Origin of the sequence: Streptomyces sp. NPDC050448 (assembly GCF_040655295.1) — a bacterium.
GTDB lineage: Bacteria > Actinomycetota > Actinomycetes > Streptomycetales > Streptomycetaceae > Streptomyces.
Genome location: NZ_JBFAJR010000046.1, coordinates 1 through 25,322, shown reverse-complemented (window position 1 = coordinate 25,322; position 25,322 = coordinate 1). Strand labels below are relative to the sequence as shown.

The window sequence follows — 25,322 nt, the reverse complement described above, 5'->3', positions numbered from 1 at the left end:
CGATGGGGAAGATCGCAGGTCAGGACAGGGATATTCCTGTACGGAAACTCATGACATACGTAACTGCCCCGCCTTTCCCCGCCCTCCTATCGTGAAGAACGCAGGACCACGGGGAACAGAGCGAGAGGCAGGCGCATGCCGGATCAGGCAGATGCGACGGGTGGGACGGACGGACTGGGCGGCGCGCGAACCGCGCCGTCCGCCGGACGGGCGGCAGTACGGGTAGAGGGCCTGTGGAAGCGCTTCGGCGAGCAGGTCGCGGTCGCGGGGGTCGACCTCGAACTGCCCGCGGGCAAGTTCATCGGCCTGGTCGGCCCGAACGGCGCGGGCAAGACGACGACGCTGTCGATGGTGACCGGGCTGCTGCGGCCCGACATGGGGCGGGTCTTCGTCGCCGGAAAAGACGTGTGGAGCGACCCGGTCGAGGTGAAGTCGCGGATCGGTGTGCTGCCGGAGGGGCTGCGGCTGTTCGAGCGGCTGTCGGGGCGCGAGCTGCTCGGCTACATGGGCCGGCTGCGCGGACTGCCGGGCGAGGAGACCGACAAGCGGGCAACGCAGCTGCTGGAGGTCCTGGACCTCGCGGGCTCGCAGCACAAGCTGGTCGTGGACTACTCGACGGGCATGCGGAAGAAGATCGGCCTGGCCGCCGCCCTGCTGCACAACCCCGAAGTACTGTTCCTGGACGAGCCGTTCGAGGGCGTGGACCCGGTGTCGGCGCAGACCATCCGCGGGGTGCTGGAACGGTACACCTCGTCCGGCGCCACGGTCGTCTTCTCCTCCCACGTCATGGAGCTGGTCGAGTCGCTGTGCGACTGGGTCGCCGTCATGGCCGCCGGCCGGATCCGCGCCGCGGGCCCGCTGGCCGACGTACGGGGCGACGCGCCCTCGCTGCAGACCGCGTTCCTCGAGCTGGTCGGCGCGGGCGGGCGCGACGCGGGCGACTCGCTGGACTGGCTCGGCGGGCAGGCAGCCCGATGAGCGCCGCATCCGCCTCCGCCCCGGCGGGAACCGCGGCAGCGGCCCCGGCCTCGGCCTCGGCTCCCGCGGTCAACCTGACCCCGGTCTTCGTCCGCCTCAAGCTCTCGCTGCTCCGCAACGGGCTCAAGGGCTCGTCGAAGCGCAAGGCCGCCTACTTCACCTCGCTGGCGTTCGCGCTGGTGGTGGCCTTCTTCGCCATGCTCGGGCTGGCCGTGCTGCACGGGAACGCGCACGCGGGCACGGTCGTCGTCCTGCTCGCCGCCATCCTGGCACTGGGCTGGACGTTCATGCCGCTGCTCTTCCCCACCGGGGACGAGACGCTCGACCCGAGCCGGCTGGTCATGCTGCCGCTGCGCCCGCGTCCGCTCGTCCGGGCCCTGCTGGCCTCCTCGCTGGTCGGTATCGGCCCGCTGTTCACGGTCTGCCTGGCGGTGGGCTCCGTGGTGGCCGTCGCGCGGGGCGCGGCGGGCATCGTGGCCGCCGTCCCGGCCGTCCCGCTCCTGCTGCTGGGCTGCGTCGCGCTGGCCCGGGCGGTGGCCACGGCCAACGTCCGGCTGCTGACCAGCCGCAAGGGGCGCGACCTCGCGCTGCTCAGCGGTCTGGTGATCGCGGTGGGCGCGCAGCTGGCGAACTTCGCCAGCCAGCGCCTGTTCCAGTCGGGCGGCCTGGCCCAGCTGGAGCCGGTCGAGGCGGTGGTGCGGTGGCTGCCGCCCGCGACGGCCATCGGTATGGTGGACTCGGCGAGCAAGGGCGCGTACGGCGTGGCGGCGGCCCAGCTGGCCGTGACCGTCGTGGCGCTGGTCCTGCTCCTGCGGTTCTGGGAGCGGAGCCTGACCAGTCTGATGGTCACCCCGGACGGCTCGACGATCGCGGCGGCGAAGCCGTCGGCGAAGCGGGAGTCCGCGGGCGGCGCCGGCATCTGGTCGTTCCTGCCGGCCGGGCGGACGGGCGCGGTCATGCAGCGCACGCTGCGGTACGTGGTCCGCGACCCCAAGACGAAGTCGGCCTGGGTGACGGCCCTGGCGGTCGGCCTGATCATCCCCGTCTTCAACGCCCTTCAGGGCACGGGCTCGCTGTACCTCGCCTGCTTCGGCGCGGGCATGCTCGGCATCCAGATGTACAACCAGTTCGGGCAGGACACCTCGGCGTTCTGGATGGTCGCGCAGACCATCTCGACCCCGCGGGAGGCGTTCGAGGAGCTGCGCGCCCGCGCGTACGCCCTGGCCCTGGTCACCGTCCCGTACACGGTCCTGGTCACGACGGTCACGGCGGCGCTCGTCCACAACTGGAGCGGCTTCCCGGCGGCGCTCGGGGTGGCCCTGGCCCTGCTGGGCTCGATGCTGTGCACGGGCGCGCTGGCCTCGGCCCGCTTCCCGTACTCGATCCCGACGGACGGCGCCTTCAAGAACGTGGCCCCGGGCCAGGCCGGACTCGCCTGGGCGGGCATCTTCGGCGGCATGCTCACCTCGGCGGTGATCTGCTCCCCGGTGATCGCCCTGACGGTGTACCTCAACGTGGCGGACCACCGGTCGCTCACCTGGATCCTGCTCCCGCTGGGCGTGGGCTGGGGCACCCTGGCGGCCTGGGCGGGCCTGCGCCTGGCGGCACCGACGGTGGCCCGAAAGCTCCCGGAGATCCTCCTGGCGGTCAGCAAGGGCTGACGGCTCACCTGGCGCTTACGCGTAAGGGCGGGTACTCATTCGCAAAGCAGCGACTGAGTACCCGCCCTCTTGCACGGCCCGATTGACTGCTGTTATGGCAGTCGGCTCCCGATCCCCATAAGTCTCCGGTTTCTCTTGCGTTCGCAACGGACCCGTTGCTTTCCTTCACAGTGCCGGAAAGGGCACGGGGCAGGGGGGGCACTATATGAGCAGCACGAATGCGTACTCGGAGCGTTGGCAGGAGCTGTTCGGCGCACCGCCGCAGATGAAACTCGCCTCGGCGGGTGACAGCGGGGGTGGCGGGGGTGGCAACGCCGACGGGGACCTGGTGCACACGAAGACCCCGTGGAGGCAGGCGGCCACGACGGCGGGCGAGCTGCGCACCAGCATGGCGAGCGCCGTGGGCCGGATGTCTCTCGCTCACGAGGGCGTGTCGGCGGGTACCGCCGGGCTGGCGTCGGTGAGCGCGCTGGCGGCTGTACAAGCGTCGTGGGAGAAGCGCCTGACGGCGGTCCGGGACGAGTGCGGGGGGCTGGAGCCCGCACTGCTCCAGGTCGCGAGGGACATAGGTGAGGTGGACGAGCAGGGCCGGTCGCGTTCTCCCGTCTCGTGCTCATGACGGAGTCCTCGAAGTGAGCCTGACCTGGCAGCAGCTGCGCGATCTGAAGACGGCCGAGTTCACCGAGGCGGCCGAGGGCTGGGCCGATGCCAGTAGCCGGGCCGACGCGGCCCGTGAGCGGATCAGCATGGGGATGCTGAAGTCCCTGGAAACGCAGAAGGGCGCCTCCGCTGTGTCCGCGCACGACCGCCTGAAGCGCATGGACCGGAACTTCGACTACATCCACACCGAGTGCGGAATGGTCCGCACCACTCTGGGCGCCCTCGCCAAAGAGCTCTCCGCCCAGCAGACCCGTCTGAAGGCCGCCCTGGACGACGCGTCGGCGCATGGCTTCACGGTGCATACGGACGGATCGGTGGAGTACCCGCCGGCAGGCGAGCAGTTCCTCACGAAGGAGCCCGTCCCCGGCGGCTCGGTGCAGGGTGCGGACCGCCGCGGGTACCTGCAGCAACTGCCCATGCACCCGCTGGCCCAGCAGCCGATGGGCGTGAACCCCAACCCGAATCACGCCGCGGCCCAGGAGATAGCCAGCCGTATCCACACCGCCCTACTGGCGGCCCAGGATGCGGACTCCCGCTTCAGCCAGGCCCTGAACCGCCTGAAGGCCCCTGAAGGGCTCGATGTCACGGACGCGACCTGGGCGGATGCGGCCGGCGATGCGGCCCTCGTACGCAAGGAGGCCGACGACTACCTCCGCGACACGATCCCGCTGGACCGCAGCCCGGCGGACCGCCACGCCTGGTGGCAGGGACTGACGGACGACCAGCGGGCCGAGTACCTGGCGGTGTATCCGGACGTGATCGGCAACCTGGACGGCATCCCCGCGGAGACCCGCGACCGCGCGAATCGCGACAACGTGCAGATGCTGATCGGGAAGCTGTCGGAACACTCCGATGAGAAGTCGAGGAACCAGCTGGAGGGGCTGCGCTCGATCAACGACCAGCTGTGGAACCAGCAGCCGACCAACCCCCGATGTACCTCCTGGGCATCAGCGACCAGAACAACGGGCGGGCGATCGTAGCCTTCGGCAATCCGGACACCTCGAAGAACGTCTCGGCGTACGTCCCTGGGCTGGGGACGGCTCTGGACGGCGACTTCGCGCGCAACGACATTCAGCGGGCGAGGGATACAGCGATCGGCGCCCGGCGTGTCGACCCGAGCTCGGCGTCGATCGTCTGGCTGGGCTACGACGCTCCGCAACTACCTGCCGACAAACTGCTGGACAACCTCGCGGTCACGACCATGGACGACGCACGCCGAGGAGCTGGCGACTACAACCAGTTCATGGCCGGGATCAGCAGTACCAACCAGAACGCCGATCCGCACATCACGGCCATCGGGCACTCCTACGGATCACTCACCGTGGGCCAGGCCGCCCAGCAGCCGGGCGGCATCCCAGGGGCAGACGACATCATCCTGGTCGGCAGCCCCGGCACCGGCGCGCAGAGCGCCGACCAGCTCGGGGTGGGACGGGACCACGTCTACGTCGGCGCGGCGGAGAACGACCTGGTGACCAGGGCGCCGAACACGGCGGAGACTGTCGGCCTGCTGGGCGGTGGAGCACACGGCGCAGCCGCGGGAGGAGCGGCGGGTTCCGTCCTCGGGCCACTCGGAATGACGGGAGGCGCAGTCATCGGCGGCGGCTTGGGCGCCCTGGGCGGCTGGGCCGTGGGCAATGAGGTCACCGACCCCAGCCAGATCCACTTCGGTACGGACCCCGCGCACCGGGACTTCGGGGCCCATCGCTTCAAAGTCAACTCCAACTACTTCAACCCGGTCAAGGACATCGACTCCGCTGGCAACATCGCCAAGATCGTCGGCGGCCGGGCCCAATCGATATCCACCCAGGAACCCCGATGAGACTCCGCACCACAGCAGTCGTCCTGCTCTCCCTTGCCACCCTTGCGGCATGTGGTCCGAGCGGAGGAAACACCCCAAGCAAGAGGAACACCGAAATGGACCTGCAGCAGGGCGCCAACCGCGCCGACGCCATCCTTCAGGAAACGCTCGCCGCCGTGAAGCCCGAGCTCCGCTGGAACCACGGACCGTTCGGAGACAGCGGTTGCACCAACATCCTCAACAAAGGCACTGGCACGGGCGCCGCCAAACGCTCCATCACCATTCTGACCATCGTCTCCGAACAACGCCGCGGCGCCCTCCTCGGGGTGATCGAACGCGAGTGGAAGGCGCGCGGCTACAAGATCACCAGCGTCAACGCCGACAAGGATCTCCCCGCTGTCTACGCCTCCACACCTGAGGGCTACAGCCTCAGCGTCATGGTCGGCGGCGAGGGCCAGTTCTTCCTGGATGCCGCCACCCCCTGCCTCACGGACTCGGGCGTGCAGGAGCCCACGACCAAGCCCAACACCCCGGTCCGCAACACCCCCTTCCCGCAACGCCCGGACGTCCACGACGACTTCTGGTCGGCCACCACCCCTGCGCCGTAGCCGGTCAGGATCCGCACTCCACCCACAGCAGCTTCCCCGCGTACCCGCGGGCTCATGTGCCTGGACGCCGAACGGCAACTCGCCGACTACCGCGAACTCTTGAACCAGTACCAGTACCAGTGGCAGAGGCCCTCGCGCTGCGCGTCCGGCGACTCCTGCGTCTACGTCGCCGCCGCCCCCGGCGACCACATCCTCGTCGCCGGGAGCGGCGAGGATGCCGCCACCGCCTTGCTTCGTGTCAGCGGCAGCGACTGGGCCACCCTCCCGGACGGCATCAAGGCGCGGCGGCCTTGATGCCGTCCAGGAAGGGTTCCAGCGCCGCGCGCCAGGCCGTCGGCTGGTCGTAGTGGAGGTAGTGGCCCGCGTCGGGGATCTCGGCGTACTGGCCGGCGGGCAGGACGCGGACCATCTCCTGGGCCTCCGCTCGGCCCAGTTCGCCGTCCAGGCCGCGGACGACCAGGGCCGGGCAGCGGACCTGGGCCAGTTCCTCCCAGTGCGCGTCGTGGACCCAGGTCTCGCGGGCCGTCAGCATCTGGCGGCGGGAGAACAGGGGGCGCCAGCCGTCCGGGGCCTCGTGCATCACGTCGGCGAAGAAGGCACCGCGACCGGGGTCGGGGCGTTCCACCCGGGGGTCGTCCTCGCCGAACCAGCGGCGGGCGGCGTCCTGGGTGGGGAAGGGGAGGGGCCAGCGGTGGAACCACTCCTCCCATTCCTGCTGGGAGGCCTCGCCGAGGGCGGAGGCGCGCATGTCGCAGATCACCAGGGCCTCGACCAGGTCCGGGCGGCGGGCGGCCAGCTGCCAGCCGGTGAGCGCGCCCATGGAGTGGCCGATCAGCGTCACGGGGGCCAGGCCGAGCTGCTCGATGACGGCCTCGGCGTCGGCCACGAACGCCTCGCGTGTGTACGGGCCAGCGGAGGGGCGGTCGCTCTGTCCGTGGCCGCGCTGGTCGAGGGCGACGACGCGGCGGTTCTCGGCGAGCCAGCGGGCGGTGCCCGCCCAGTGGAAGGCGCGGCCCATCAGGCCGTGGAGTAACAGCACCCGGGGCGCGTGGGGATCGGGGGGCGCGGTGGCGGCGGATTCCCGGAACTCCCAGGCTGCCAGGCGCACACCGTCGGCCCCTGTCACATCGATGCGCTGCACCACGGCAGATGCACCCCCTTCGCTCGCGGCCAGACTATCGAACCCGCATTCGAAAACGGGGGTTCTCGCCTCCAACACCGCTCTTTCGAGTGACCTTGCTCAAGGATTGACCGCCCCTGCCGATGGAGATCCTTTCAGCAGGGAGGCGGGCCGCTCGGGGAAGACGGTCCGAGGGGATGACCTTGAGAGCTCGGGGCTCCAGGTCAACAAAGGGGAGGACCGGTCCCGGCGCCGCAAGGCGCCGGGACCGCCCACTTCCACCACCCGTTCCACCACCCGCGAACGCCGCGTGCGTGGTGTCAGCGCTTGGCCACGAACACGTGCGAGGCGATCTCCGCGTCCAGCTCGGCGGCCTCGCCACCGCTGCCGACCAGCACACCGCCCGGCGACTCGGTCACGCTGACCACCGCGCCGGGCTGCACGCCCGCCCGCCGCAGCGTGTACATCAGCTGGGCGTCCGTCTGGATCGGCTCCCCGATCCGGCGCACGACCACGGTCTTGCCGTCGGCGCCCGGGTCCAGCTCCGACAGGCTGACCATGCCGTCCTCCAGGAACGGGTCCGCCTCGGCCTTCTCGCCCAGCTCCTCCAGCCCCGGGATCGGGTTCCCGTACGGCGACTCGGTCGGGTGGCGCAGCAGCTCCAGCACCCGCCGCTCCACCGCTTCGCTCATCACGTGCTCCCAGCGGCAGGCCTCGGCGTGCACCTGCTCCCACTCCAGGCCGATGACGTCGACGAGCAGGCATTCCGCGAGCCGGTGCTTGCGCATCACGCGCGTCGCCAGCCGCCGCCCCTCCTCCGTCAGCTCCAGGTGACGGTCGCTCGCCACGGCCACCAGGCCGTCCCGCTCCATGCGCGCCACCGTCTGGCTCACCGTCGGACCGCTCTGGTCGAGCCGCTCGGCGATACGGGCGCGCATGGGGACCACGCCTTCCTCTTCCAGCTCGAGGATGGTGCGGAGATACATCTCCGTGGTATCGATCAGTCCGGACATTCGTGCCCCTCGGATATCGTGCGCTGGCCCTGCCCCCAATTCTGACGCATCGCAGGGACAACCGTCCCGTGCCGGACGGCAAGCCCCGTCCGGGACACCGCCCGGGACACCGCCCGGGAGGTCCGGCGGGGCATCCCCCAGGGGCATCCCGCCGGACATCCCCGGGCGCCTTTCGCCCCGGGATTGACGTTCGTATTGACACGCCCTTGGTCCAGACCGCACGGTGAGCGGCGGACACGGACGAACCCCACCTCTGGAAGGGCCATCGGCGTATGAGCGAGAGCAAGCTGGCCGGTCAGTTCCTCGACGCCGCGATCGGCCTCCTGGAGCGGGTGCGGGACGAGGAGGCCGCACACATCGCCGAGGCCGGCGCCGTCATCGCCGACGCCGTCGCCGCCGGGAACCGGCTCTTCGCCTTCGGCGCCGGACACTCCTCGCTCCCCGCCCAGGACGTGGTCTACCGGGCCGGCGGACTCGCCCTGATGAACTTCCTCGCCGTCCCCGGCACCGTCGGCGTCGACGTCATGCCGGCCACCCTCGGCAGCGCCCTCGAGCGGGTCGACGGCCTCGCCGGGGCCGTCCTCGACAGCAGCCCGGCCACCGACGGCGACGTGCTCGTGATCATCTCCCTCTCCGGGCGCAACGCCCTGCCGGTCGAGATGGCCATGAACGCCCGCGCCATCGGCCTCAAGGTCATCGGCGTGACTTCCGTGGCGTACGCGACGGAGACGAAGTCGCGGCACGTCTCGGGCACCTTCCTCAAGGACCACTGCGACATCGTCCTCGACAGCAAGATCGCGGTCGGCGACGCCGAGCTGAGCCTCGACGGCATCGACGCCCCCTTCGCGCCCGCCTCCACCGTCGTGACCAGCGCGATCATGCAGGCCGTGATGGCGGCGGCCGCCGGCGAGCTCGCCGCGCGCGGGATGGAGCCCCCGCTGCTGCGCTCGGGCAACGTCGACGGCGGCCACGAGTGGAACGGCCGCGTCCTCCAGGAGTACGGCGACCGGATCTTCTTCCGCCACTGAGCGGCGGCCGTCTACGGGCGCGGCGCTCCCTCGTCGTGGGGCCGGGGCCAGGCGGCCAGGTCGAGATCGGCCGCGACCCGGGCCGCGACCTCCTCCGCGTACGCCGCGTCCGCCTGCTCGAAGGCGGCCCGCGAAGGGCCCCGTACGAAGGTCAGCACCCCCAGGGTCCGCCCGCGGCTGCGCAGCACCGTGCACAGCACGTGCGCCGCGTCCTGCGGCCACTGCCGGTCCCGCGCCCAGCTCCCGGCCGCCTCCTCGCGCGGCGCGCTCGTACGCACCGAGCCGATCCGGTCCAGCGCCTGCAGCGCCGGGTGCCCGGGCTCGTACCGGGCGGGGATCGCCCCCGCCCCCGGCAGCAGCGGCGGCGAGGCGGCCATCCGTACGAGGCGCCGCCGGTCCGGGTCGGCGAACTCCTCCAGTACGTCGAGCAGCGCGTGCTCCGCGAAGCCGGCGAGCGCGAAGTCCAGTCGTACGGCGGCCGCCTCGGCCGGGTCCTCGCACTCGGCGGCCGCCCGGCCCGAGCGGTACAGCTGGTTGGAGCGGAACCGCAGCTGCGCCGTGTCCATCGCGGCCTGCCGGACCTCGGTGATGTCCTGGAACAGCCAGCCGACCCCGAGCGGCACCGGCTCCTCCGCCAGCGGGGAGCCCAGCCGCAGGAACCCGGACCGCCAGCACCGCCGCCGCACCCCCTCCGGCGTGGGGACGGACACCCACAGCTCCAGGGGCGCCGGCGGTGACCCGTCGGCGAGCACGTGCTGGAGCGCGGCCTCCAGCTCCTCGACGCCCTGCGTCAGCAGCTCCCCCAGCGGCCGGCCGAGCAGGGCGGTGCGCCCCGATCCGAAGGCACGGGCGGCATGCGCGTTGACCACGGCCGGGCGCAGGTCCACGTCGACGAGGACCACACCCCACGAGGCGTCGTCCATCAGCGCCTCGCTCAGCGCGATGGACCGCTCCAGGTCGATCTGGGCGTGTACCTCGCTGAAGGCGCAGTACACCCCGGCGGGCTTCCCGTCCGCCCCGGGCACCCCGGCGGACTGGGTCCGTACGAGCACCCGCCCGCCCTCCTTGGTCAGCAGGGCGAACTCGTGCACCTGCCGCCCGGGCACGTCCTGGGCGGCCATGAGCCGCTCCTCGACGTCCTGCGCGTCGGCGGCGCGCACGGCCCAGCCGGCGAAGCCCTTGCGCCCGACCGCCTCGGCTGCGGTCCAGCCGAGGATCCTCTCGGCCTCGCGGTTCCAGTGCGTGATCACGCCGTCGGAGTCGAACGCGCACAAGGCCGCGTCCATCCCGTCCAGCAGCGCTGCGAGCAGATCGTCGGTGGTCTCACTCCGTCCGGAAGCACTCACCTGGCACCCCCTGCAGGTGTTCGCGTGTGCGGCACGTCAGATCATTCAACTGGAACGTGACGCAGCCCACACCGCATTCCCTGAATTGCCCCGAAATAAATCAGTTGAGGACCCGGGGGGGCGGTTCTAGGCTCTGAGGCACACGAGAAGGGAGGTGGTTCCCGAAATGTACGGAAACCGGACGCGTGAGGTGGCTGCGGGCTAAGGGCCCGTCGTCGCACGCACCCAGTGCGGTGCCCGGCGGGATCGCCAGGCGCCAATCCCAAGCAGTCACCCGACCCGCGGGCTCGCCGGTACGTCCGGCCGGCTTCTCTCACTGCAGGAGAGAAACCCGAGCCCGCGGGTCGTCTGCGTTTTCGGGGCGGCCGCTACGGGCAGAGGCGCTCGAGGCGCCACTTCCCGTCCTCGAGGACGTAGCGCAGCCGGTCGTGGAGCCGGTTCTCGTGCCCCTGCCAGAACTCCAGCGCGTCGGGGACGATCCGGATGCCGCCCCACTCGGGCGGGACGGGGACCTGCTCGCCCTCGGGGTAGCGCTCCGCGAGTTCCGCGTAACGGTGGTCGAGCTCGGTGCGGGATGCGATCACCCGGGACTGCTCGCTCGCCCAGGCGCCCAGCTGGGAGCCGTGCGGGCGGGAGCGGAAGTACGCGGCCGTCTCGTCGCGGCCGACCCGGGAGGCCGTGCCGGTGACGATGACCTGGCGGGCGATGGGGTGCCAGGGGAAGAGCAGCGCGACGTGCGGGTTCGCGTCGATCTCGCGGCCCTTGCGCGAGCCGTAGTTGGTGTAGAAGACGAAGCCCCGCTCGTCGAACTGCTTCAGCAGCACCGTGCGGGAGCTGGGGCGGCCGTCGGGGGTCGCGGTCGAGACGACCATCGCGTTCGGTTCGAAGAGGTGCGAGTCGGCGGCCTGCTGGAACCACACGGCGAACTGCCGCATGGGGTCCTCGGCGAGGCTGTCCTCATGGACGATCTCCGAGCGGTATTGCTTGCGCATCATGGCGGGGTCAATGTCCTGGTCGGTCACGCCAGCCATCCTGCCGCAGGAGTGCTTGCGGCAGTGTGCCGTATGTCACGCTTCCGCCTGCCACCTGGAACCGCCAAAATCTTGGGGCCGGTCCGGAGGTCCCCACGTGGGTGACCGACGGCCGTGCCGGGCATCAACGGGGATGACCGCGCCGGACCGCGAGTCACGCCGGGAGCCGCGCGTGTTCGCACTATCTGAGGAGCCGCCTGATGTCCGACTTCGTACCCGGGCTCGAAGGGGTCGTCGCGTTCGAAACGGAGATCGCCGAACCGGACAAGGAAGGCGGATCGCTCCGCTACCGCGGCGTCGACATCGAGGACCTGGTGGGCCACGTGTCCTTCGGGAACGTCTGGGGCCTGCTGGTCGACGGGGCGTTCAACCCCGGACTGCCCGCCGCCGAGCCCTTCCCGATCCCGGTGCACTCCGGTGACATCCGTGTAGACGTGCAGTCCGCCCTCGCGATGCTCGCCCCCGTGTGGGGTCTGAAACCGCTGCTGGACATCGACGAGCGGACCGCCCGCGACGACCTCGCGCGCGCCGCCGTGATGGCGCTGTCGTACGTCGCCCAGTCCGCGCGCGGGCAGGGCCGGCCGATGGTGCCGCAGAGCGAGATCGACAAGGCCGAGTCCGTGGTGGAGCGGTTCATGATCCGCTGGCGGGGCGAGCCGGACCCGAAGCACGTCAAGGCCGTCGACGCCTACTGGACCTCCGCCGCCGAACACGGGATGAACGCTTCGACGTTCACCGCGCGGGTGATCGCGTCGACCGGTGCGGACGTCGCCGCCGCCCTCTCGGGTGCCGTCGGTGCCATGTCCGGGCCGCTGCACGGCGGTGCGCCGTCCCGCGTCCTCGGCATGATCGAGGAGATCGAGCGCAGCGGCGACGCCGTGGCGTACGTGAAGAAGGCCCTGGACAAGGGCGAGCGGCTGATGGGCTTCGGGCACCGCGTGTACCGGGCCGAGGACCCGCGCGCCCGTGTGCTGCGGCGCACCGCCAAGGAGCTGGACGCGCCGCGCTACGAGGTGGCCGCCGCGCTGGAGAAGGCCGCGCTGGAGGAGCTGCACGCGCGCCGCCCCGACCGGGTGCTCGCGACGAACGTGGAGTTCTGGGCCGCGATCATGCTGGACTTCGCGGAGGTTCCGGCGCACATGTTCACCTCGATGTTCACCTGCGCCCGGACCGCCGGCTGGTCGGCGCACATCCTGGAGCAGAAGCGCACGGGCCGCCTGGTGCGCCCGTCGGCCCGCTACATCGGCCCGGGCCAGCGCAACCCCCGCGAGATCGCGGGCTACGCCGACATCGCCGAGACGGCCTGATCCTTCGTCCGGCAGTCACCGGTCGCCGTCACCGGTCACCGGTCGCCGGTTGCCGGTCGCCGGTTGCCGGTCGCCGTTACCGGTCGCTGGTCGCCGGTCAGGGCGCCGCGTCCCGCAGTACGGGGTGCGGCGCCCTCGGCGTTCCCGCCCTCAGCCGAGGGTGTCGTCCAGGATCCGGGACCACTGGGCGACCACGCGTGCGCGGCGGGCCGTGTCGTCGGTGAGGACGTTGGCCAGGCCGAGGCCGCGGGCCATGTCGAGGAAGCCCTGCACGGTCTCCCGTACCCCGGGGACGGACTCGTCCGCGCCGAGGAGCTCCACGGCGATGCGGTGGGTCTCGCGGCCCACGCGGGCCTCCAGTCGGGTGACCTGGGGGCGCAGCTGCTCCTCGTTGGAGGCGGCGACCCACAGCTGGAGGGCGGCCCGGAAGAGGGCTCCGGTGTAGAGGTCGACGAGGGCTTCGACCACGGCGGGGCGGGCGGCGGGTCCGGCGTGGAAGAGGTCGCGCAGGGCGGCGGAGCGTTCCTCGGCGACGTAGGCGACGGCGGCGGTGAACAGGTCCTCGCGCGTCGGGAAGTGGTATTGGGCCGCGCCGCGGGAGACACCGGCGCGTTCTGCGACGACGGCGACGGTGGAGCCGGCCCAGCCCTGTTCGGCGAGGCAGGAGACGGCCGCTTCCAGGAGGTGGCGCCGGGTGACGCGGCTGCGGGCCTGCTTGGGGCCCGGCTGGGTGTCGTTCGCGGGATCGGCGTCGGTCACAGGGCCCATGACGGGTCCCGGCGTTCGAAGCGGGCGGTGATGCCTTCGCGGGCCTCGGCGGAGCCGAAGTGGTGTGCGGACAGTTCCGTGAGCGCGGCGCCGTCCCGGGCGAGGACGGCCAGCACCGGGGCGGTGAGCAGTTCCTTGGTGGCGGCGAGGGCCTCCGGGCCGGCCTTGCGCAGGCCCGCGAGCACGGGGGCGAGGACCTGGTCCACGTCGTCGCCGTGCAGGGTGAGCAGGCCGATCCGGGCGGCTTCGGCGGCGTCGAAGGCCTCGGCGGTCAGGAAGTACCGGGCGGCCGCGCGCGGGTCCAGGCGCGGGAGCAGCGGCGCGGAGATCACGGCCGGGACCACGCCGAGGTGCGTTTCGGTGAAGGCGTACGTGGAGGCTGCGCCGGCGGCGGCGATGTCGCAGACGCCGAGGAGGCCGAGGCCGCCCGCCCGGACGTGGCCGGTGACGCGGGCCACGACCGGCTTGGGAAGTTCGGCGATCTCGCGGAGCAGGGCGAGGAAGTCGGCCGGGTCGCAGGGGGACTTCAGATCGGCGCCCGCGCAGAACGTGGTGCCGGTGTGGGTGAGGACGATGGCCCGGGCCTCCGGGTCCGCCGCCGCGGCGGCGAGGGCCGTGCGCAGCTCGCCGACGAGGTCCGCGGAGAGTGCGTTGCGGTTGGCCGGGGAGTCGAGCGTGAGGGTGGTGATGCCACGCGCTCGCGCGGCGCCGACTGGGCGGGTCATGCAGTGTCCTCCGGAGGTTGAGCGGGTGATGCGGATCGGCCCGGCGGCCCTTCCGGACCTGCCGGTCCGGTGCGGCCCGGCGGCCCGGCGGCCCCGGGCGCCGCGGCCCGGTGTCCCCCGTTGTGCCGGGGCACCCCCGCAGGGCCGGAACCATTGTCCGGGTCGCCGCGGCCGGGTGTCGCCCGTCCTGCCAGGGCTGCGGCCGCCGGGCCCGGGTGGCCCCGCAGAGCCGGGCCGCAGGTCAGTAGGACTTGGGGAGGCCCAGGGTCTGGTGGGAGACGAAGTTGAGGATCATCTCGCGGCTGACGGGGGCGATACGGGACACCCGGGAGGCGGTGATGAGGGAGGCCAGTCCGTACTCGCGGGTGAGGCCGTTGCCGCCCAGGGTGTGGACGGACTGGTCGACCGCCTTCACGCAGGCCTCGGCGGCGGCGTACTTGGCCATGTTCGCGGCCTCACCGGCGCCCATGTCGTCGCCGGCGTCGTAGAGGTGGGCGGCCTTCTGCATCATCAGGCGGGCGAGTTCGAGGTCGATGTGGGCTGCGGCGAGGGGGTGGGCGATGGCCTGGTGGGCGCCGATCGCCTCCTTCCAGACCCGGCGGGTCTTCGCGTAGTCGACGGCCTTGGCGAGGGCGTGGCGACCCATTCCGATGGCGAAGGCGGCGGTCATGATGCGCTCGGGGTTGAGCCCGGCGAACAGCTGGAGCAGGCCCGCGTCCTCGTCGCCGACGAGGGCCTCGGCGGGCAGCCGCACCTCGTCCAGGACCAGTTCGAACTGCTTCTCCGCCGCCTGGAGTTCCATGTCGATGACGGAGCGGGAGAAGCCGGGGGTGCCGCGCGGCACGATGAACAGGCAGGGCTTGAGGCTTCCGGTGCGCGCGTCCTCGGTGCGTCCGACGATGAGGGTGGCGTCGGCGATGTCCACGCCGGAGATGAAGACCTTGCGCCCGGTCAGCACCCATTCCTCGCCGTCGCGGCGGGCGGTGGTGGTGATGCGGTGGGAGTTGGAACCGGCGTCGGGTTCGGTGATGCCGAAGGCCATGGTGCGGCTGCCGTCGGCGAGGCCGGGGAGCCAGGCCTGCTTCTGGGCGTCGGTGCCGAAGCGGGAGATGACGGTGCCGCAGATGGCGGGCGAGACGACCATCATCAGCAGGGGGCAGCCGGCGGCGCCCAGTTCCTCGAGGACGATGGAGAGTTCGGCGATGCCGCCGCCTCCGCCGCCGTACTCCTCGGGGAGGTTGACCCCGAGGTAGCCGAGCTTGGCGGCGTCGGCCCACAGCTCGTCGGGGTGGCCGCCCTCACGGGCGACGCGGGCGAGGTAGTCGCGGCCGTAGCGCTGCCCGAGGGCGGCGACGGCGGCGCGCAGGGCCTTGTGTTCTTCGGATTCCACGACGGCGCTGGTGGCGGGGCTCATGCGGGCTGTTCCTCCTGGACTACGGCGAGCAGGGCGCCGAACTCGACCTGGTGGCCGAGGGTGGCGTGGAGCGCGGTGAGCGTGCCGGAGGCGGGCGAGACGATGCGGTGCTCCATCTTCATGGCCTCCAGCCAGAGCAGGGGCTGCCCGGCGGTGACGGCGGAGCCGGGGGTGAGGCCCTCGGCGACGCGGACGACGGTGCCGGGCATGGGGGCGAGCAGGGAGCCGGGTTCGGTGCGGTCCTGGGGATCGGCGAACCGGGGGACGGGGGTGAGGGTGTGCGCGCCGAGCGGAGAGTCGACGTAGGTCTCGGCCCCTCCGGCGCCCGCTGTGTTCGATTTGTGTTTCACGTGGAACACCCGGCGGACACCCTCGACTTCGAGGGTGACGCTCTCGGGCTCCGCTGCCAGGATGCGAACGCCGGGATGGTCCACGAGCTCCGGGAGTCCGCTGCGGGCGGGCCGGTAGCGGACCTCGTACTCGGTGCCGGCCGCACTGTAGCGGCGGATCTGCGGCTGGGAGCGGAGGTTGCGCCAGCCGCCGAGGCGGGTGGCGAGCGGGGCGTCCGGGGCCGGCGCGGCGTCCGCGAGGGCGGCTGCGACCGCGGCCAGGGTGGCGTCCGGGGTGCCCTCGGTGAGGGACTCGAGGTGGCGCTCGTAGAACCCGGTGTCGAGCCGCGCCTCGGCGAACTCCGGGTGCCGCAGGGAGCGTACGAGGAGCTCGCGGTTGGTGGTGAGCCCGTGGATGCGGGCTCCGGCCAGGGCGTGGGCGAGCGCGCGGACGGCCTCGGCCCGTGTGGGGGCGTGGGCGACGACCTTGGCAAGCATCGGGTCGTAGTGGACGCCGACGGTGTCCCCGTCGGCGAAGCCGGTGTCCACACGGACCCCGCCGGGGACGGCGAGGGTGTGCAGGACACCGGTCTGGGGGCGCCAGCCCTGGGCGGGGTCCTCTGCGTACAGGCGGGCCTCGACGGCGTGGCCGGCGGGCTCCGGGGGCGTCAGCGGCAGGGCCGCGCCCTCGGCGACGCGCAGTTGCAGGGCCACGAGGTCGAGGCCGAAGACGGCCTCGGTGACGGGGTGTTCCACCTGGAGGCGGGTGTTCATCTCGAGGAAGTACGGGCGCCCGTCGGCGGCGACGAGGAACTCGACGGTCCCCGCGCCCTGGTAGGAGACCGCGCGGGCGGCGGCCACGGCGGCCTCGTGGAGGGTGGTGCGCAGCGCCTCGGGGAGTGCGGGTGCCGGGGCCTCCTCGATGACCTTCTGGTGGCGCCGCTGGAGGGAGCAGTCGCGGGTGCCGAGTGCCCAGACGGTGCCGTGGGAGTCGGCGAGGATCTGGACCTCGACGTGGCGGCCGCGCTCGACGTAGGGCTCGGCGAAGACCTCGCCGTCGCCGAAGGCGGAGCGGGCCTCGGCCGCCGCGACGTCGAGCTCGGCTTTCAGGTCGTGGAGGTCGCGGACCACGCGCATGCCGCGGCCGCCGCCGCCCGCCGCGGCCTTGAGCAGGAGGGGCAGGTCGGCGGCGGTGGCGCCCGCCGGGTCGACGGCGTCGAGGAGCGGGACCCCGGCGGCGCGCATCAGCTCCTTGGCCCGGGTCTTGGAGGCCATGGCCTCGATGGCCTCGGGCGGCGGGCCGATCCACGTGAGTCCGGCGGCGATGACCTCGCGGGCGAAGCCGGCGTTCTCGGAGAGGAACCCGTAGCCGGGGTGGACGGCGTCCGCGCCGGCGGCGAGGGCGGCCTTGATGACCAGGTCGCCGCGCAGGTAGGTGTCGGCGGGGGCGGCGCCGGGGAGGCGCACGGCCGCGTCGGCCTCCCGTACGTGCAGGGAGTCGGCGTCGGGGTCGGAGTGGACGGCGACGGTGGCGAGGCCGAGGGCGCGGGCGGTGCGGAAGACGCGGACCGCGATCTCGCCGCGGTTGGCGACCAGTACGGAGTGCAGGGGCTGCTGGGTCATGTGCGGGCTCACATCCGGAAGACGCCGAAGCCGCCGCGGGCGCCCTCGACGGGGGCGTTGTGGACGGCCGACAGGCACAGGCCGAGGACGGTACGGGTGTCGCGCGGGTCGATGACCCCGTCGTCGTACAGCCGCCCGGACAGGAACATCGGCAGGGACTCGGACTCGATCTGCGCCTCCACGAAGGCGCGCATCCCGGCGTCGGCCTCTTCGTCGTACGGCTGCCCCTTCGCGGCGGCCGACTGGCGGGCCACGATGGAGAGCACGCCGGCGAGCTGCTGGGGGCCCATGACGGCGGACTTGGCGCCGGGCCAGGCGAAAAGGAACCGCGGCTCGAAGGCGCGGCCGCACATCCCGTAGTGGCCGGCTCCGTAGCTGGCACCGATGAGGACGGAGAGGTGGGGGACGCGGGAGTTGGAGACCGCGTTGATCATCATCGAGCCGTGCTTGATGATGCCGCCCTGCTCGTACTCCTTGCCGACCATGTAGCCGGTGGTGTTGTGGAGGAAGAGGAGCGGGATGTCGCGCTGGTTGGCGAGCTGGATGAACTGGGCGGCCTTCTGCGACTCGGCGCTGAACAGCACGCCCTGGGCGTTGGCGAGGACGCCGACCGGGTAGCCGTGGAGGGTGGCCCAGCCGGTGACCAGGCTGGTGCCGTAGAGGGGCTTGAACTCGTCGAAGTCGGAGCCGTCGACGATGCGGGCGATGACCTCGCGGGGGTCGAAGGGGGTCTTGAGGTCGGCGGGGACGATGCCGAGGAGTTCCTCCGGGTCGTACGTCGGCTCCTCGGCCCGGGGCGGGGCCGGGTGGGCCCTGCGGTGGTGGAGGCGGGCCACGACCCGGCGGGCCTGGCGGATCGCATCGTGCTCGTCGAGGGCGTAGTAGTCGGCGAGGCCGGAGGTGCGGGCGTGCATGTCCGCTCCGCCGAGGGACTCGTCGTCGCTCTCCTCGCCGGTGGCCATCTTCACGAGCGGCGGACCGCCGAGGAACACCTTGGAGCGGTCCTTGATCATGATGATGTGGTCGGACATCCCCGGGATGTACGCGCCTCCGGCGGTGGAGTTGCCGAAGACGACGGCGACGGTGGGGATGCCGGCGGCCGAGAGCCGGGTCAGGTCGCGGAAGATCGCGCCGCCCGGGATGAAGATCTCCTTCTGGGAGGGGAGATCGGCGCCGCCGGACTCGACGAGGCTGATGCAGGGCAGGTTGTTCTGCCGGGCGATCTCGTTGGCCCGCAGGGCCTTCTTCAGCGTCCAGGGGTTGGAGGCACCGCCGCGGACGGTGGGGTCGTTGGCGGTGACCAGGCACTCGACGCCTTCGACCGTGCCGATTCCGGTGACGATGGAGGCACCGACGGGGTAGTCGCTGCCCCAGGCGGCGAGCGGGGACAGCTCCAGGAAGGGGGTGTCCGGGTCGAGGAGCAGCTCGACCCGCTCGCGGGCGAGGAGCTTGCCGCGGTCCTTGTGGCGGGCCGTGTACTTCTCGCCCCCGCCGAGGAGGGCCTTGGCGTGCTCGGCGTCGACCTCGGCGAGGCGGGCGGTGGCCGCCGCGTGGTGGGCGAGGTAGTCGGGTGCGTGGGGGTCGACGGTGGTGGTGAGGCGGGTCATGAGCGGGTCCCCTCCGGGGTGAGCAGGAGGTGGGCGGGGATGTCGATGTGACGGGCGCGCAGCCATTCGCCGAGGGCCTTGGCCTGGGGGTCGAAGCGGTGGGCGGAGGCGACGCCGGCGCCGAGGATGCCGGGGATGGTGAAGTTGAGGGCGCGCAGGTTGGGCAGGACGTGGCGGGTGACGGGCAGCGGGCCCGTCTCGGGGAGCAGCGCCTTGAAGGTGTCCACCGTGAGGGCGGTGTGGAGCCAGGCCCAGGCCTCGTCGGATTCCACCCACACCCCGACGTTGGCGTCGCCGCCCTTGTCGCCGCTGCGGGCGCCGACGAGTCTGCCGAGCGGTACCCGGGCGGTCGGCCCTGCCGGCGCCTCCGGCGGTACGGTGCGGGCGGTCGGCCCTGCGGGGCTCTCTCCCGGCCCGCCCCTTCCCGAAGCCGTGGGCACCGCCCCCGGACCCCCGTCCCGGGGCTCCGTCCCGGACCCGGCGGGGGCTGCGCCCCCGGACCCTTCCCCGGCTACCGCCAGGGGGACCCCCCGGTCCTCAAACGCCCGACGGGCCGAAGTCGCGAGCCGGGTCCCGTCCGGGAGGACGGACACGTGGGGGACCGAGGCCGCCGGGACGGCCGACGACGTGAAGACCCCGTACGGCTGGGCCGGGCCCGGCGGGGAGGTGACGTGGAACCCCGGATAGCTGGCCAGGGCCAGTTCGATGGCCTCCGAGGTCAGCGCGCGGCCCACCCGGTCCGGCGACGGGTCCCGGACCACCAGACGCAGGAGGGCGCTCGCCGTCTCCTCCGTCGGGGCGTCCTCGTGGTCCGTGCGGGCCAGGGTCCAGTCCGCCGTGGCCACCTGGGACAGGGCATCGGCCAGCTGCGCCCGGACGAGGGCCGCCTTCGCCTCGATGTCCAGGCCGGTGAGGACGAAGACCACCTCGTTGCGCCAGCCGCCGATGCGGGTCACGCCCACCTTGAGGGTGGGGGGCGGGGCCTCGCCCGTGACGCCCGTGACGGCGACGCGGTCGGCGCCCGCCTGCGCGAGGCGGACCGTGTCCAGCCGGGCCGTGACATCGGGGCCGAGGTAGCGGGGGCCCTGGGTTTCGTACAGGAGCTGGGCCGTGACCGTGCCCACCGAGACGACCCCGCCCGTACCGGGGTGCTTCGTGATCACCGATGAGCCGTCCTCGGAGATCTCCGCCAGCGGGAATCCGGGCCGGCGCACGTCGTGCGCCGTGAAGAAGGCGTAGTTGCCGCCGGTGGCCTGGGTTCCGCACTCCAGGACATGGCCCGCCACCACCGCCCCCGCCAGCCGGTCGTAGTCGTCCGGCGCCCAGTCGAACCACCAGGCCGCCGGCCCGCTGACCAGGGCCGCATCCGTGACCCGGCCGGTGACGACCACGTCCGCGCCCGCCCGCAGGCAGGCCGTGATGCCGGCGCCGCCGAGGTAGGCGTTCGCGGTCAGCGCGCCCTCCGCGAACGGCATCAGGTCGTCGCCCTCGACGTGGGCGACCGACACCGGGACCCCGGCCTTGGAGGCGAGCTCCCGGATCGCGTCGGCCAGTCCCGCCGGGTTCAGGCCGCCCGCGTTGGCGACGATCCGTACGCCGCGCTCGTGCGCGAGGCCGAGGCCCTCCTCCAGCTGGCGCAGAAAGGTCTTGGCGTAGCCGAGGTCCGGGGTCTTCAGCCGGTAGCGGCCGAGGATCAGCATGGTCAGCTCGGCGAGGTAGTCGCCGGTCAGCACGTCCAGGGGGCCGCCGGTCAGCATCTCCTCGAAGGCGCTGAAGCGGTCCCCGTAGAACCCGGAGGCGTTGCCGATGCGCAGCGGCCGACGGCCGGTCATCGCGTGGCCCCCGGGGCGCGGCCGGGGCCCGCCGGGCCCGCGAAGGCCTGGGCGATGTCCAGCCAGCGCTCGGCGTCGGGGCCGGTCGCGGTCAGGGCCAGGTCCGCGCGGTGGGCCCGCTGGGTCACCAGGAGGCAGAAGTCGAGCGCCGGGCCGGCGACCCGGTCCGCCGCGTCCTGCGGGCCGTAGACCCAGGGATCCCCGCCGCCCGGGGGGACGAGTTCCACCCTGAACTCCCGGGCGGGCGCGGGCAGTCCCCGTACGGCGAACGCGTAGTCGCGGGCCCGTACGCCGATCCGGGCCACGTGCCGCAGCCGCGCGGTCGGGGTGCGGCGCACACCGAGCGCGTCCGCGACGTCCTGGCCGTGTGCCCAGGTCTCCATCAGGCGGGCGCTCGCCATGGAAGCGGCCTTCATCGGCGGCCCGTACCAGGGGAACCGGGCGTCGGGTGAGGCCGCGGCGAGCGCCTCGTCGAGGGCGGTGCGCCCGGCCCGCCAGCGGGCCAGCAGCTCGGCGGGCGGGAGCGCGGCGCCCTGTGCCGCGCCCTCGTCCACGAAGGAATCGGGGGACTTCACCGCCTCCTCGACCATGGCGGCGAAGCCCTCGGCGTCGGTGAGGGAGACCAGCGCGGCCCGGTCGGTCCAGTGCAGGTGGGCGATCTGGTGGGCGACGGTCCAGCCGGGCGCGGGGGTGGGCCCGGCCCATCCGGCGTCGGGCAGGTCCCGTACCAGGGTTTCGAGTTCGAGGCCTTCCTCGCGCAGATCGGCGAAGACGGCGACAGCTGACGGATCGAGCACGGCGGGCTCCCCTTTCGGCGTGAGGGGAAGACTGGCAGCCGCGAGCAAAACAATCAAGCATGCTTGCATGATTTGGTCAGAGAACACCGCCTTCGCGCCATCACCTCCAACCGGCGGACACGAAGGGGTATTTGACGTCCGGCGCCACCCCGGGCAGGTCCGGGACCGCCGCCCCCGTCAGCTGCGGAGGGGGCGGTTCAGGCCGTACGCCGGAAACCGCCGAAACATCACCGGATGTCGCACCGATACTGAACGCTTCGTCCCCCGCTCCGGGCCCAGAGCGCGCGCACCGAACGTTCATGTCACTCGACGAAGAGGATGAACCGACGTGATCCCAGCCGCCTTCTCCCTCTATCCCGAACTCGACGCGACCACCCTCACCGCCTTCGTCGCCGCCCTCGAGACCGGTGACGTCACCGGCCTCGCGCCCGCCCGCGCCGCCGAGGTCGCGGACGCCCGGTCCGTCGCCGTCTTCAGCCGCGCCAAGATCGCCGGCGCCGACGGGGACCTGCTCGACGCCGCGCTGTGGCGGCACAACGGGGGCCGGCCGCGACCGGTGATCGTGATGCCCTCGCCGTGGACGAACCACGGCTGGCTCCCGTACGCCGTCCAGGCCAGCGTGTTCGCGGCGCGCGGCTACAACGTCCTCGCCTACAGCACCCGCGGCTTCGCCGGCTCCGAGGGGCAGGTCGACGTGGCCGGCCCGCTCGACGTCGCCGACGGCAGCCGCGCCCTGGACCACCTCATCGAGCGCACCGCCGGCCCGGTCACGAAGATCGGCTTCCTGGGGGACTCCTACGGCTCGGGCATCAGCCAGCTCGTCGCCGCGCACGACACCCGCGTCGACGCGGTGGTGGCGCTCAGCACCTGGGGCGACCTCGGCGAGGCCTTCTACGAGAACCGCACCCGGCACGTGGCCGCCGTGGAGGCGCTGCTCAAGGCCGCCTCGAAGGCCCGGCTGAGCCCGCAGACCCAGAGCGTGTTCGAGAACGTCCTCGCGGGCCGCGACATCCGGGGCACCCTGCGCTGGGCCGAGCCGCGCTCGCCGTTCAGCCACATCAAGGAGCTCAACCGCCGCCAGGTCCCGGTCTACTTCTCGCACGCCTGGCACGAGACGCTCTTCCCCGGCAATCAGACCCTGAAGATGTTCAACGAGCTCACCGGCCCCAAGCGCCTCGACTTCTCCATCGGCGACCACTCCGGGCCCGAGATGACGGGCATGATCGGCCTGCCCAACCGGATCTGGACGAACGCCCACCGCTGGTTCGACCACCACCTCAAGGGGATCGACAACGGCATCGCCGCCGAGGGCCAGATACTCAGCGAGGTCATGTGGGGCCAGGCCCTGGAACCCCGCCCCACCTGGCATTCCGTCACCGAACAGGTGCGCCGGCTGCACCTGGTGGGCAGTGGGGAGCTCGCCGACGAGCCCGAGGCCGGCTGGAGCGCGAGCGTCCTGTGCGGGGTGGACACCCCGGCGACCGTCGCCGACGAGATCGTGCGGTCGGGGTACGACGAGATCGCGGGCCGCCCGAAGGCCTACCGGACCGGCGACATCGACCGCACCGTCGCCGCGGTCTGGGCCGCGGACCCGGAGGCGGAGACCACCCGGCTGCGCGGCACGCCCCGGCTGCGCGTCACGTACCGGGCCGCGAACTCCAAGTCCTCGTTCGTCGCGTACCTGCTCGCCGTGGCGCCCGACGGGACGGCGCACATCGTCACGCACGCCCCGTACTCCGACCTCGACTCGCCGCCCGACAGCCTGGTCAGCGCCGACATCGAGCTCCAGGCGACGGCGTACGACGTCCCGCGCGAGCACCGGCTGATGCTGGTGATCGACGCCCGCGACCCGTTCTACGGGGACGCCAACCTGCCGCGCGCGACGCTGGCCTTCACCTCCCCGGAGGCCACGCCGTCGTATCTGGACCTGCCGCTGGGATGACGGCCGGCCCAAGGGCGCGCCCGCCCCGCCGAACACCCCCGTAGCCGGCGGGGCGGGCACACGGACTCAGGAGGGCTGCCCGGTGCGGCGCGTCAGGTCCATCGTCCAGTTGAGGAGCCAGGTCGTGCCCTCGTCGAGGGAGAAGTACTGCTCCCAGCGGGCGGAGTCGGCCTGGATGTCCGTCCACACGAACCGCACCCGGACCGCCTTGCCGTCGTGCGTGTCCTCGCCCTCGAAGATGCCGGTGCCGTCCGTGAAACGGCCGGCGACCGGCGGGAAGAGGGTCCCGGTACGGGCACTCGCCCAGTACAGCGACCACTGCCCGAGCGCCGGGTCGTACAGGCGCAGGGTCAGGCCGGCGAAGCCGGTCGTCGGGAACTCGATCTCGTCGAAGCTCGCGGCGCCGTCGAAGTGGCGGGAGGCCCGCGACACGGCCGGGAACTCCTCCCACGCGCTGTCCGGGTCGAGGAAGTCGGTGCGCCGGCGGTTGGCGACGTCCCAGGTGCCGAGGAGAAAGTCGAAGTCGTTCATGCGGCGAACCGTAGGAGCAGTCCCCTGACATCCTGTGTCAGTGAAGTCCAGCCGACTGCTGTCGATCCTGCTGCTGCTCCAGACCCGGGGGCGGATGACCGCCGCCGAGCTCGCGCAGGAGCTGGAGGTGTCCGTCCGTACGGTCTACCGCGACGCGGAGGCGCTGGCCGCGGCGGGCGTCCCGCTGTACGGGGACGCCGGGCACAGCGGCGGCTACCAGTTGCTCGCCGGCTACCGGACCCGGCTGACCGGGCTGAGCACGGGCGAGGCGGAGGCCCTGTTCCTGACGGGGATGCCGGGTCCCGCGGCGGAACTCGGCCTCGGGCGGGACCTGTCGGCGGCCCAGCTGAAGCTGCGGGCGGCGCTGCCGGCGGAACTGCGGGAGCAGGCGGACCGGATGCGGCTGCGGTTCCACCTGGATGCGCCGGGGTGGTACGCGGAGCACGACCAGACCCCGTACCTGGCGCAGGTCGCGGACGCGGTGTGGCGGGGGCGGGTGATCGAGGTCCGCTACCGGCGGTGGAAGGAGCCGCAGGAGGTGGACCGGCGGCTCGAGCCGTACGGGCTGGTGCTGAAGGCGGGGCGCTGGTACCTGGTGGCGAGGCCGGCCGGGGCCGCCGGGGCAGCCGGGGCCGCCGGGGCCGCCGGGCCCACGGGGCCCGCCGGGCCGCGGACGTACCGCGTGGACCAGATCCTGTCGGTCCGCGAGACGGCGCAGGAGTGCCGGCTGCCGGAGGGCTTCGAGCTGGCGGCGCACTGGCGCAGGACGCAGGAGGACTTCCATGCGCGGCTCCACCCGGAGGAGGCGGTGGTACGGCTCTCCCCGCGGGGTGCTGCGCGCCTGACGGGGGTCCAGGCCCGGGCCCTGGCGGCCGGGGGCACCCCGGACCCGGAGCTGGCGGGGTGGACCCGGGCGGTCCTGCCGATCGAGTCTCAGGAGCAGGCGCAAGCGCAGTTCCTGGCCCTGGGCGTCGATGCGGAGGTCCTCTCCCCGCCACCCCTGCGGGCCCGGATCCGGGACGCCTTGACGGCGATGACGGCCCGGTACGAAGACTCCGACCGGTCCGGCCCCGGCGCCTGAGGGGCAGGCACCCGGGACCGGACACCCCCTAGGGGGTGTCCGGCGGATCAGGGCCGGATAGCCCGGGTCGTCTGGTGCCGTGGATTGCAAGGCGGAGGAGGGAGCCAATGCGGTGGGGGCACC

23 protein-coding genes are annotated in these 25,322 nt (G+C 72.7%); 11 read left to right on the top strand and 12 right to left on the bottom strand.

Annotation, left to right across the window (positions count from 1 at the left end; all coding sequences use genetic code 11):
- Nucleotides 1-135: 135 nt before the first annotated feature.
- From AB0I68_RS34650 to AB0I68_RS34620, 7 genes are all read left to right on the top strand, one after another.
- A complete protein-coding gene (locus AB0I68_RS34650; protein WP_363181374.1) occupies nucleotides 136-978 on the top strand; it encodes an ABC transporter ATP-binding protein in 843 nt (280 codons plus the stop codon).
- Nucleotides 975-2,639, top strand: coding sequence for a transporter (locus AB0I68_RS34645; RefSeq protein WP_363181373.1), 1,665 nt, complete (start codon nucleotides 975-977; stop codon nucleotides 2,637-2,639). Before AB0I68_RS34650 ends, AB0I68_RS34645 begins: the two co-directional genes overlap by 4 nt.
- Before the next feature lie 205 nt (nucleotides 2,640-2,844).
- Entirely contained in the window at nucleotides 2,845-3,258 is a 414-nt protein-coding gene (locus AB0I68_RS34640; protein WP_363181372.1) for a hypothetical protein, read from the top strand.
- Nucleotides 3,259-3,271: 13 nt separating this feature from the next.
- Entirely contained in the window at nucleotides 3,272-4,279 is a 1,008-nt protein-coding gene (locus AB0I68_RS34635; RefSeq protein WP_363181371.1) for a hypothetical protein, read from the top strand.
- Complete coding sequence (locus AB0I68_RS34630; RefSeq protein WP_363181370.1) at nucleotides 4,231-5,118, top strand: alpha/beta hydrolase; 888 nt, start codon at nucleotides 4,231-4,233, stop codon at nucleotides 5,116-5,118. Before AB0I68_RS34635 ends, AB0I68_RS34630 begins: the two co-directional genes overlap by 49 nt.
- A 95-nt stretch (nucleotides 5,119-5,213) precedes the next feature.
- Nucleotides 5,214-5,705 (top strand): hypothetical protein, encoded by a 492-nt coding sequence (locus AB0I68_RS34625; protein ID WP_363181369.1) that lies wholly within the window; start codon nucleotides 5,214-5,216, stop codon nucleotides 5,703-5,705.
- A 54-nt stretch (nucleotides 5,706-5,759) separates the two neighbouring features.
- Entirely contained in the window at nucleotides 5,760-5,999 is a 240-nt protein-coding gene (locus AB0I68_RS34620) for a DUF397 domain-containing protein (RefSeq protein ID WP_363181368.1), read from the top strand.
- On the opposite strand, the gene AB0I68_RS34615 is transcribed toward AB0I68_RS34620, so the two are convergent.
- Both AB0I68_RS34615 and AB0I68_RS34610 read right to left on the bottom strand, forming a co-directional pair.
- Nucleotides 5,980-6,849 (bottom strand): alpha/beta hydrolase, encoded by an 870-nt coding sequence (locus AB0I68_RS34615; protein ID WP_363181367.1) that lies wholly within the window; start codon nucleotides 6,847-6,849, stop codon nucleotides 5,980-5,982. The genes AB0I68_RS34620 and AB0I68_RS34615 overlap by 20 nt on opposite strands.
- Before the next feature lie 296 nt (nucleotides 6,850-7,145).
- Nucleotides 7,146-7,838, bottom strand: coding sequence for a metal-dependent transcriptional regulator (locus tag AB0I68_RS34610; RefSeq protein ID WP_132757682.1), 693 nt, complete (start codon nucleotides 7,836-7,838; stop codon nucleotides 7,146-7,148).
- Nucleotides 7,839-8,110: 272 nt separating this feature from the next.
- Between AB0I68_RS34610 and AB0I68_RS34605 the strand changes: the two genes are divergently transcribed.
- The gene (locus AB0I68_RS34605; protein WP_363181366.1) at nucleotides 8,111-8,866 is read left to right on the top strand and encodes an SIS domain-containing protein; all 756 of its coding nucleotides are present in this window, start codon (nucleotides 8,111-8,113) and stop codon (nucleotides 8,864-8,866) included.
- An 11-nt stretch (nucleotides 8,867-8,877) separates the two neighbouring features.
- Here AB0I68_RS34605 and AB0I68_RS34600 read toward each other — a convergent pair whose 3' ends face one another.
- Both AB0I68_RS34600 and pdxH read right to left on the bottom strand, forming a co-directional pair.
- The gene (locus AB0I68_RS34600) at nucleotides 8,878-10,212 is read right to left on the bottom strand and encodes a PAS domain-containing protein (RefSeq protein ID WP_363181365.1); all 1,335 of its coding nucleotides are present in this window, start codon (nucleotides 10,210-10,212) and stop codon (nucleotides 8,878-8,880) included.
- A gap of 368 nt (nucleotides 10,213-10,580) precedes the next feature.
- Entirely contained in the window at nucleotides 10,581-11,243 is a 663-nt protein-coding gene (gene pdxH, locus AB0I68_RS34595) for a pyridoxamine 5'-phosphate oxidase (protein WP_363181364.1), read from the bottom strand.
- A 200-nt stretch (nucleotides 11,244-11,443) separates the two neighbouring features.
- On the opposite strand from pdxH, the gene AB0I68_RS34590 reads away from it, so the two are divergent.
- Entirely contained in the window at nucleotides 11,444-12,550 is a 1,107-nt protein-coding gene (locus AB0I68_RS34590; protein ID WP_363181363.1) for a citrate synthase 2, read from the top strand.
- Between the two features lie 150 nt (nucleotides 12,551-12,700).
- Here AB0I68_RS34590 and AB0I68_RS34585 read toward each other — a convergent pair whose 3' ends face one another.
- The 7 genes from AB0I68_RS34585 to AB0I68_RS34555 form a co-directional block, all read right to left on the bottom strand.
- A complete protein-coding gene (locus tag AB0I68_RS34585) occupies nucleotides 12,701-13,318 on the bottom strand; it encodes a TetR/AcrR family transcriptional regulator (protein WP_363181362.1) in 618 nt (205 codons plus the stop codon).
- Nucleotides 13,306-14,043 carry an enoyl-CoA hydratase family protein gene (locus AB0I68_RS34580; RefSeq protein WP_363181361.1) on the bottom strand — a complete coding sequence of 246 codons (738 nt, stop codon included), beginning with the start codon at nucleotides 14,041-14,043 and terminating at the stop codon, nucleotides 13,306-13,308. Before AB0I68_RS34580 ends, AB0I68_RS34585 begins: the two co-directional genes overlap by 13 nt.
- Nucleotides 14,044-14,284: 241 nt before the next feature.
- Nucleotides 14,285-15,457 carry an acyl-CoA dehydrogenase family protein gene (locus tag AB0I68_RS34575; RefSeq protein ID WP_363181360.1) on the bottom strand — a complete coding sequence of 391 codons (1,173 nt, stop codon included), beginning with the start codon at nucleotides 15,455-15,457 and terminating at the stop codon, nucleotides 14,285-14,287.
- Nucleotides 15,454-17,409, bottom strand: a complete 1,956-nt coding sequence (locus AB0I68_RS34570) for a biotin carboxylase N-terminal domain-containing protein (RefSeq protein ID WP_363181359.1) — start codon at nucleotides 17,407-17,409, stop codon at nucleotides 15,454-15,456. Before AB0I68_RS34570 ends, AB0I68_RS34575 begins: the two co-directional genes overlap by 4 nt.
- Before the next feature lie 8 nt (nucleotides 17,410-17,417).
- Nucleotides 17,418-19,016 (bottom strand): carboxyl transferase domain-containing protein, encoded by a 1,599-nt coding sequence (locus tag AB0I68_RS34565; protein ID WP_363181358.1) that lies wholly within the window; start codon nucleotides 19,014-19,016, stop codon nucleotides 17,418-17,420.
- Nucleotides 19,013-20,848, bottom strand: coding sequence for an acyclic terpene utilization AtuA family protein (locus tag AB0I68_RS34560; RefSeq protein ID WP_363181357.1), 1,836 nt, complete (start codon nucleotides 20,846-20,848; stop codon nucleotides 19,013-19,015). The genes AB0I68_RS34565 and AB0I68_RS34560 overlap by 4 nt, the downstream gene beginning before the upstream one ends.
- Entirely contained in the window at nucleotides 20,845-21,645 is an 801-nt protein-coding gene (locus AB0I68_RS34555) for a TIGR03084 family metal-binding protein (RefSeq protein ID WP_363181356.1), read from the bottom strand. The genes AB0I68_RS34560 and AB0I68_RS34555 overlap by 4 nt, the downstream gene beginning before the upstream one ends.
- Before the next feature lie 328 nt (nucleotides 21,646-21,973).
- Here AB0I68_RS34555 and AB0I68_RS34550 point away from each other — a divergent pair, with 328 nt between their 5' ends.
- Nucleotides 21,974-23,587, top strand: coding sequence for an alpha/beta fold hydrolase (locus tag AB0I68_RS34550; RefSeq protein WP_363181355.1), 1,614 nt, complete (start codon nucleotides 21,974-21,976; stop codon nucleotides 23,585-23,587).
- Nucleotides 23,588-23,653: 66 nt separating this feature from the next.
- Here the strand turns inward: AB0I68_RS34550 and AB0I68_RS34545 are convergent, their stop codons facing one another.
- Nucleotides 23,654-24,118, bottom strand: a complete 465-nt coding sequence (locus tag AB0I68_RS34545; RefSeq protein ID WP_363181354.1) for a hypothetical protein — start codon at nucleotides 24,116-24,118, stop codon at nucleotides 23,654-23,656.
- A gap of 40 nt (nucleotides 24,119-24,158) precedes the next feature.
- Between AB0I68_RS34545 and AB0I68_RS34540 the strand changes: the two genes are divergently transcribed.
- Nucleotides 24,159-25,199, top strand: a complete 1,041-nt coding sequence (locus AB0I68_RS34540) for a WYL domain-containing protein (protein ID WP_363181353.1) — start codon at nucleotides 24,159-24,161, stop codon at nucleotides 25,197-25,199.
- The last annotated feature ends 123 nt before the right edge of the window (nucleotides 25,200-25,322 follow it).

Excerpts from the sequence above, each read along its gene's own strand:
- AB0I68_RS34545 (WP_363181354.1), bottom strand. The coding sequence starts at position 24,118 with ATGAACGACTTCGACTTTCTCCTCGGCACCTGGGACGTCGCCAACCGC.
- AB0I68_RS34620 (WP_363181368.1), top strand. The coding sequence starts at position 5,760 with ATGTGCCTGGACGCCGAACGGCAACTCGCCGACTACCGCGAACTCTTG.
- AB0I68_RS34585 (WP_363181362.1), bottom strand. The coding sequence starts at position 13,318 with ATGGGCCCTGTGACCGACGCCGATCCCGCGAACGACACCCAGCCGGGC.
- AB0I68_RS34580 (WP_363181361.1), bottom strand. The coding sequence starts at position 14,043 with ATGACCCGCCCAGTCGGCGCCGCGCGAGCGCGTGGCATCACCACCCTC.
- AB0I68_RS34610 (WP_132757682.1), bottom strand. The coding sequence starts at position 7,838 with ATGTCCGGACTGATCGATACCACGGAGATGTATCTCCGCACCATCCTC.
- AB0I68_RS34590 (WP_363181363.1), top strand. The coding sequence starts at position 11,444 with ATGTCCGACTTCGTACCCGGGCTCGAAGGGGTCGTCGCGTTCGAAACG.
- AB0I68_RS34625 (WP_363181369.1), top strand. The coding sequence starts at position 5,214 with ATGGACCTGCAGCAGGGCGCCAACCGCGCCGACGCCATCCTTCAGGAA.
- pdxH (WP_363181364.1), bottom strand. The coding sequence starts at position 11,243 with ATGGCTGGCGTGACCGACCAGGACATTGACCCCGCCATGATGCGCAAG.
- AB0I68_RS34565 (WP_363181358.1), bottom strand. The coding sequence starts at position 19,016 with ATGACCCGCCTCACCACCACCGTCGACCCCCACGCACCCGACTACCTC.
- AB0I68_RS34575 (WP_363181360.1), bottom strand. The coding sequence starts at position 15,457 with ATGAGCCCCGCCACCAGCGCCGTCGTGGAATCCGAAGAACACAAGGCC.
- AB0I68_RS34630 (WP_363181370.1), top strand. The coding sequence starts at position 4,231 with ATGTACCTCCTGGGCATCAGCGACCAGAACAACGGGCGGGCGATCGTA.
- AB0I68_RS34605 (WP_363181366.1), top strand. The coding sequence starts at position 8,111 with ATGAGCGAGAGCAAGCTGGCCGGTCAGTTCCTCGACGCCGCGATCGGC.
- AB0I68_RS34560 (WP_363181357.1), bottom strand. The coding sequence starts at position 20,848 with ATGACCGGCCGTCGGCCGCTGCGCATCGGCAACGCCTCCGGGTTCTAC.
- AB0I68_RS34570 (WP_363181359.1), bottom strand. The coding sequence starts at position 17,409 with ATGACCCAGCAGCCCCTGCACTCCGTACTGGTCGCCAACCGCGGCGAG.
- AB0I68_RS34640 (WP_363181372.1), top strand. The coding sequence starts at position 2,845 with ATGAGCAGCACGAATGCGTACTCGGAGCGTTGGCAGGAGCTGTTCGGC.
- AB0I68_RS34650 (WP_363181374.1), top strand. The coding sequence starts at position 136 with ATGCCGGATCAGGCAGATGCGACGGGTGGGACGGACGGACTGGGCGGC.
- AB0I68_RS34645 (WP_363181373.1), top strand. The coding sequence starts at position 975 with ATGAGCGCCGCATCCGCCTCCGCCCCGGCGGGAACCGCGGCAGCGGCC.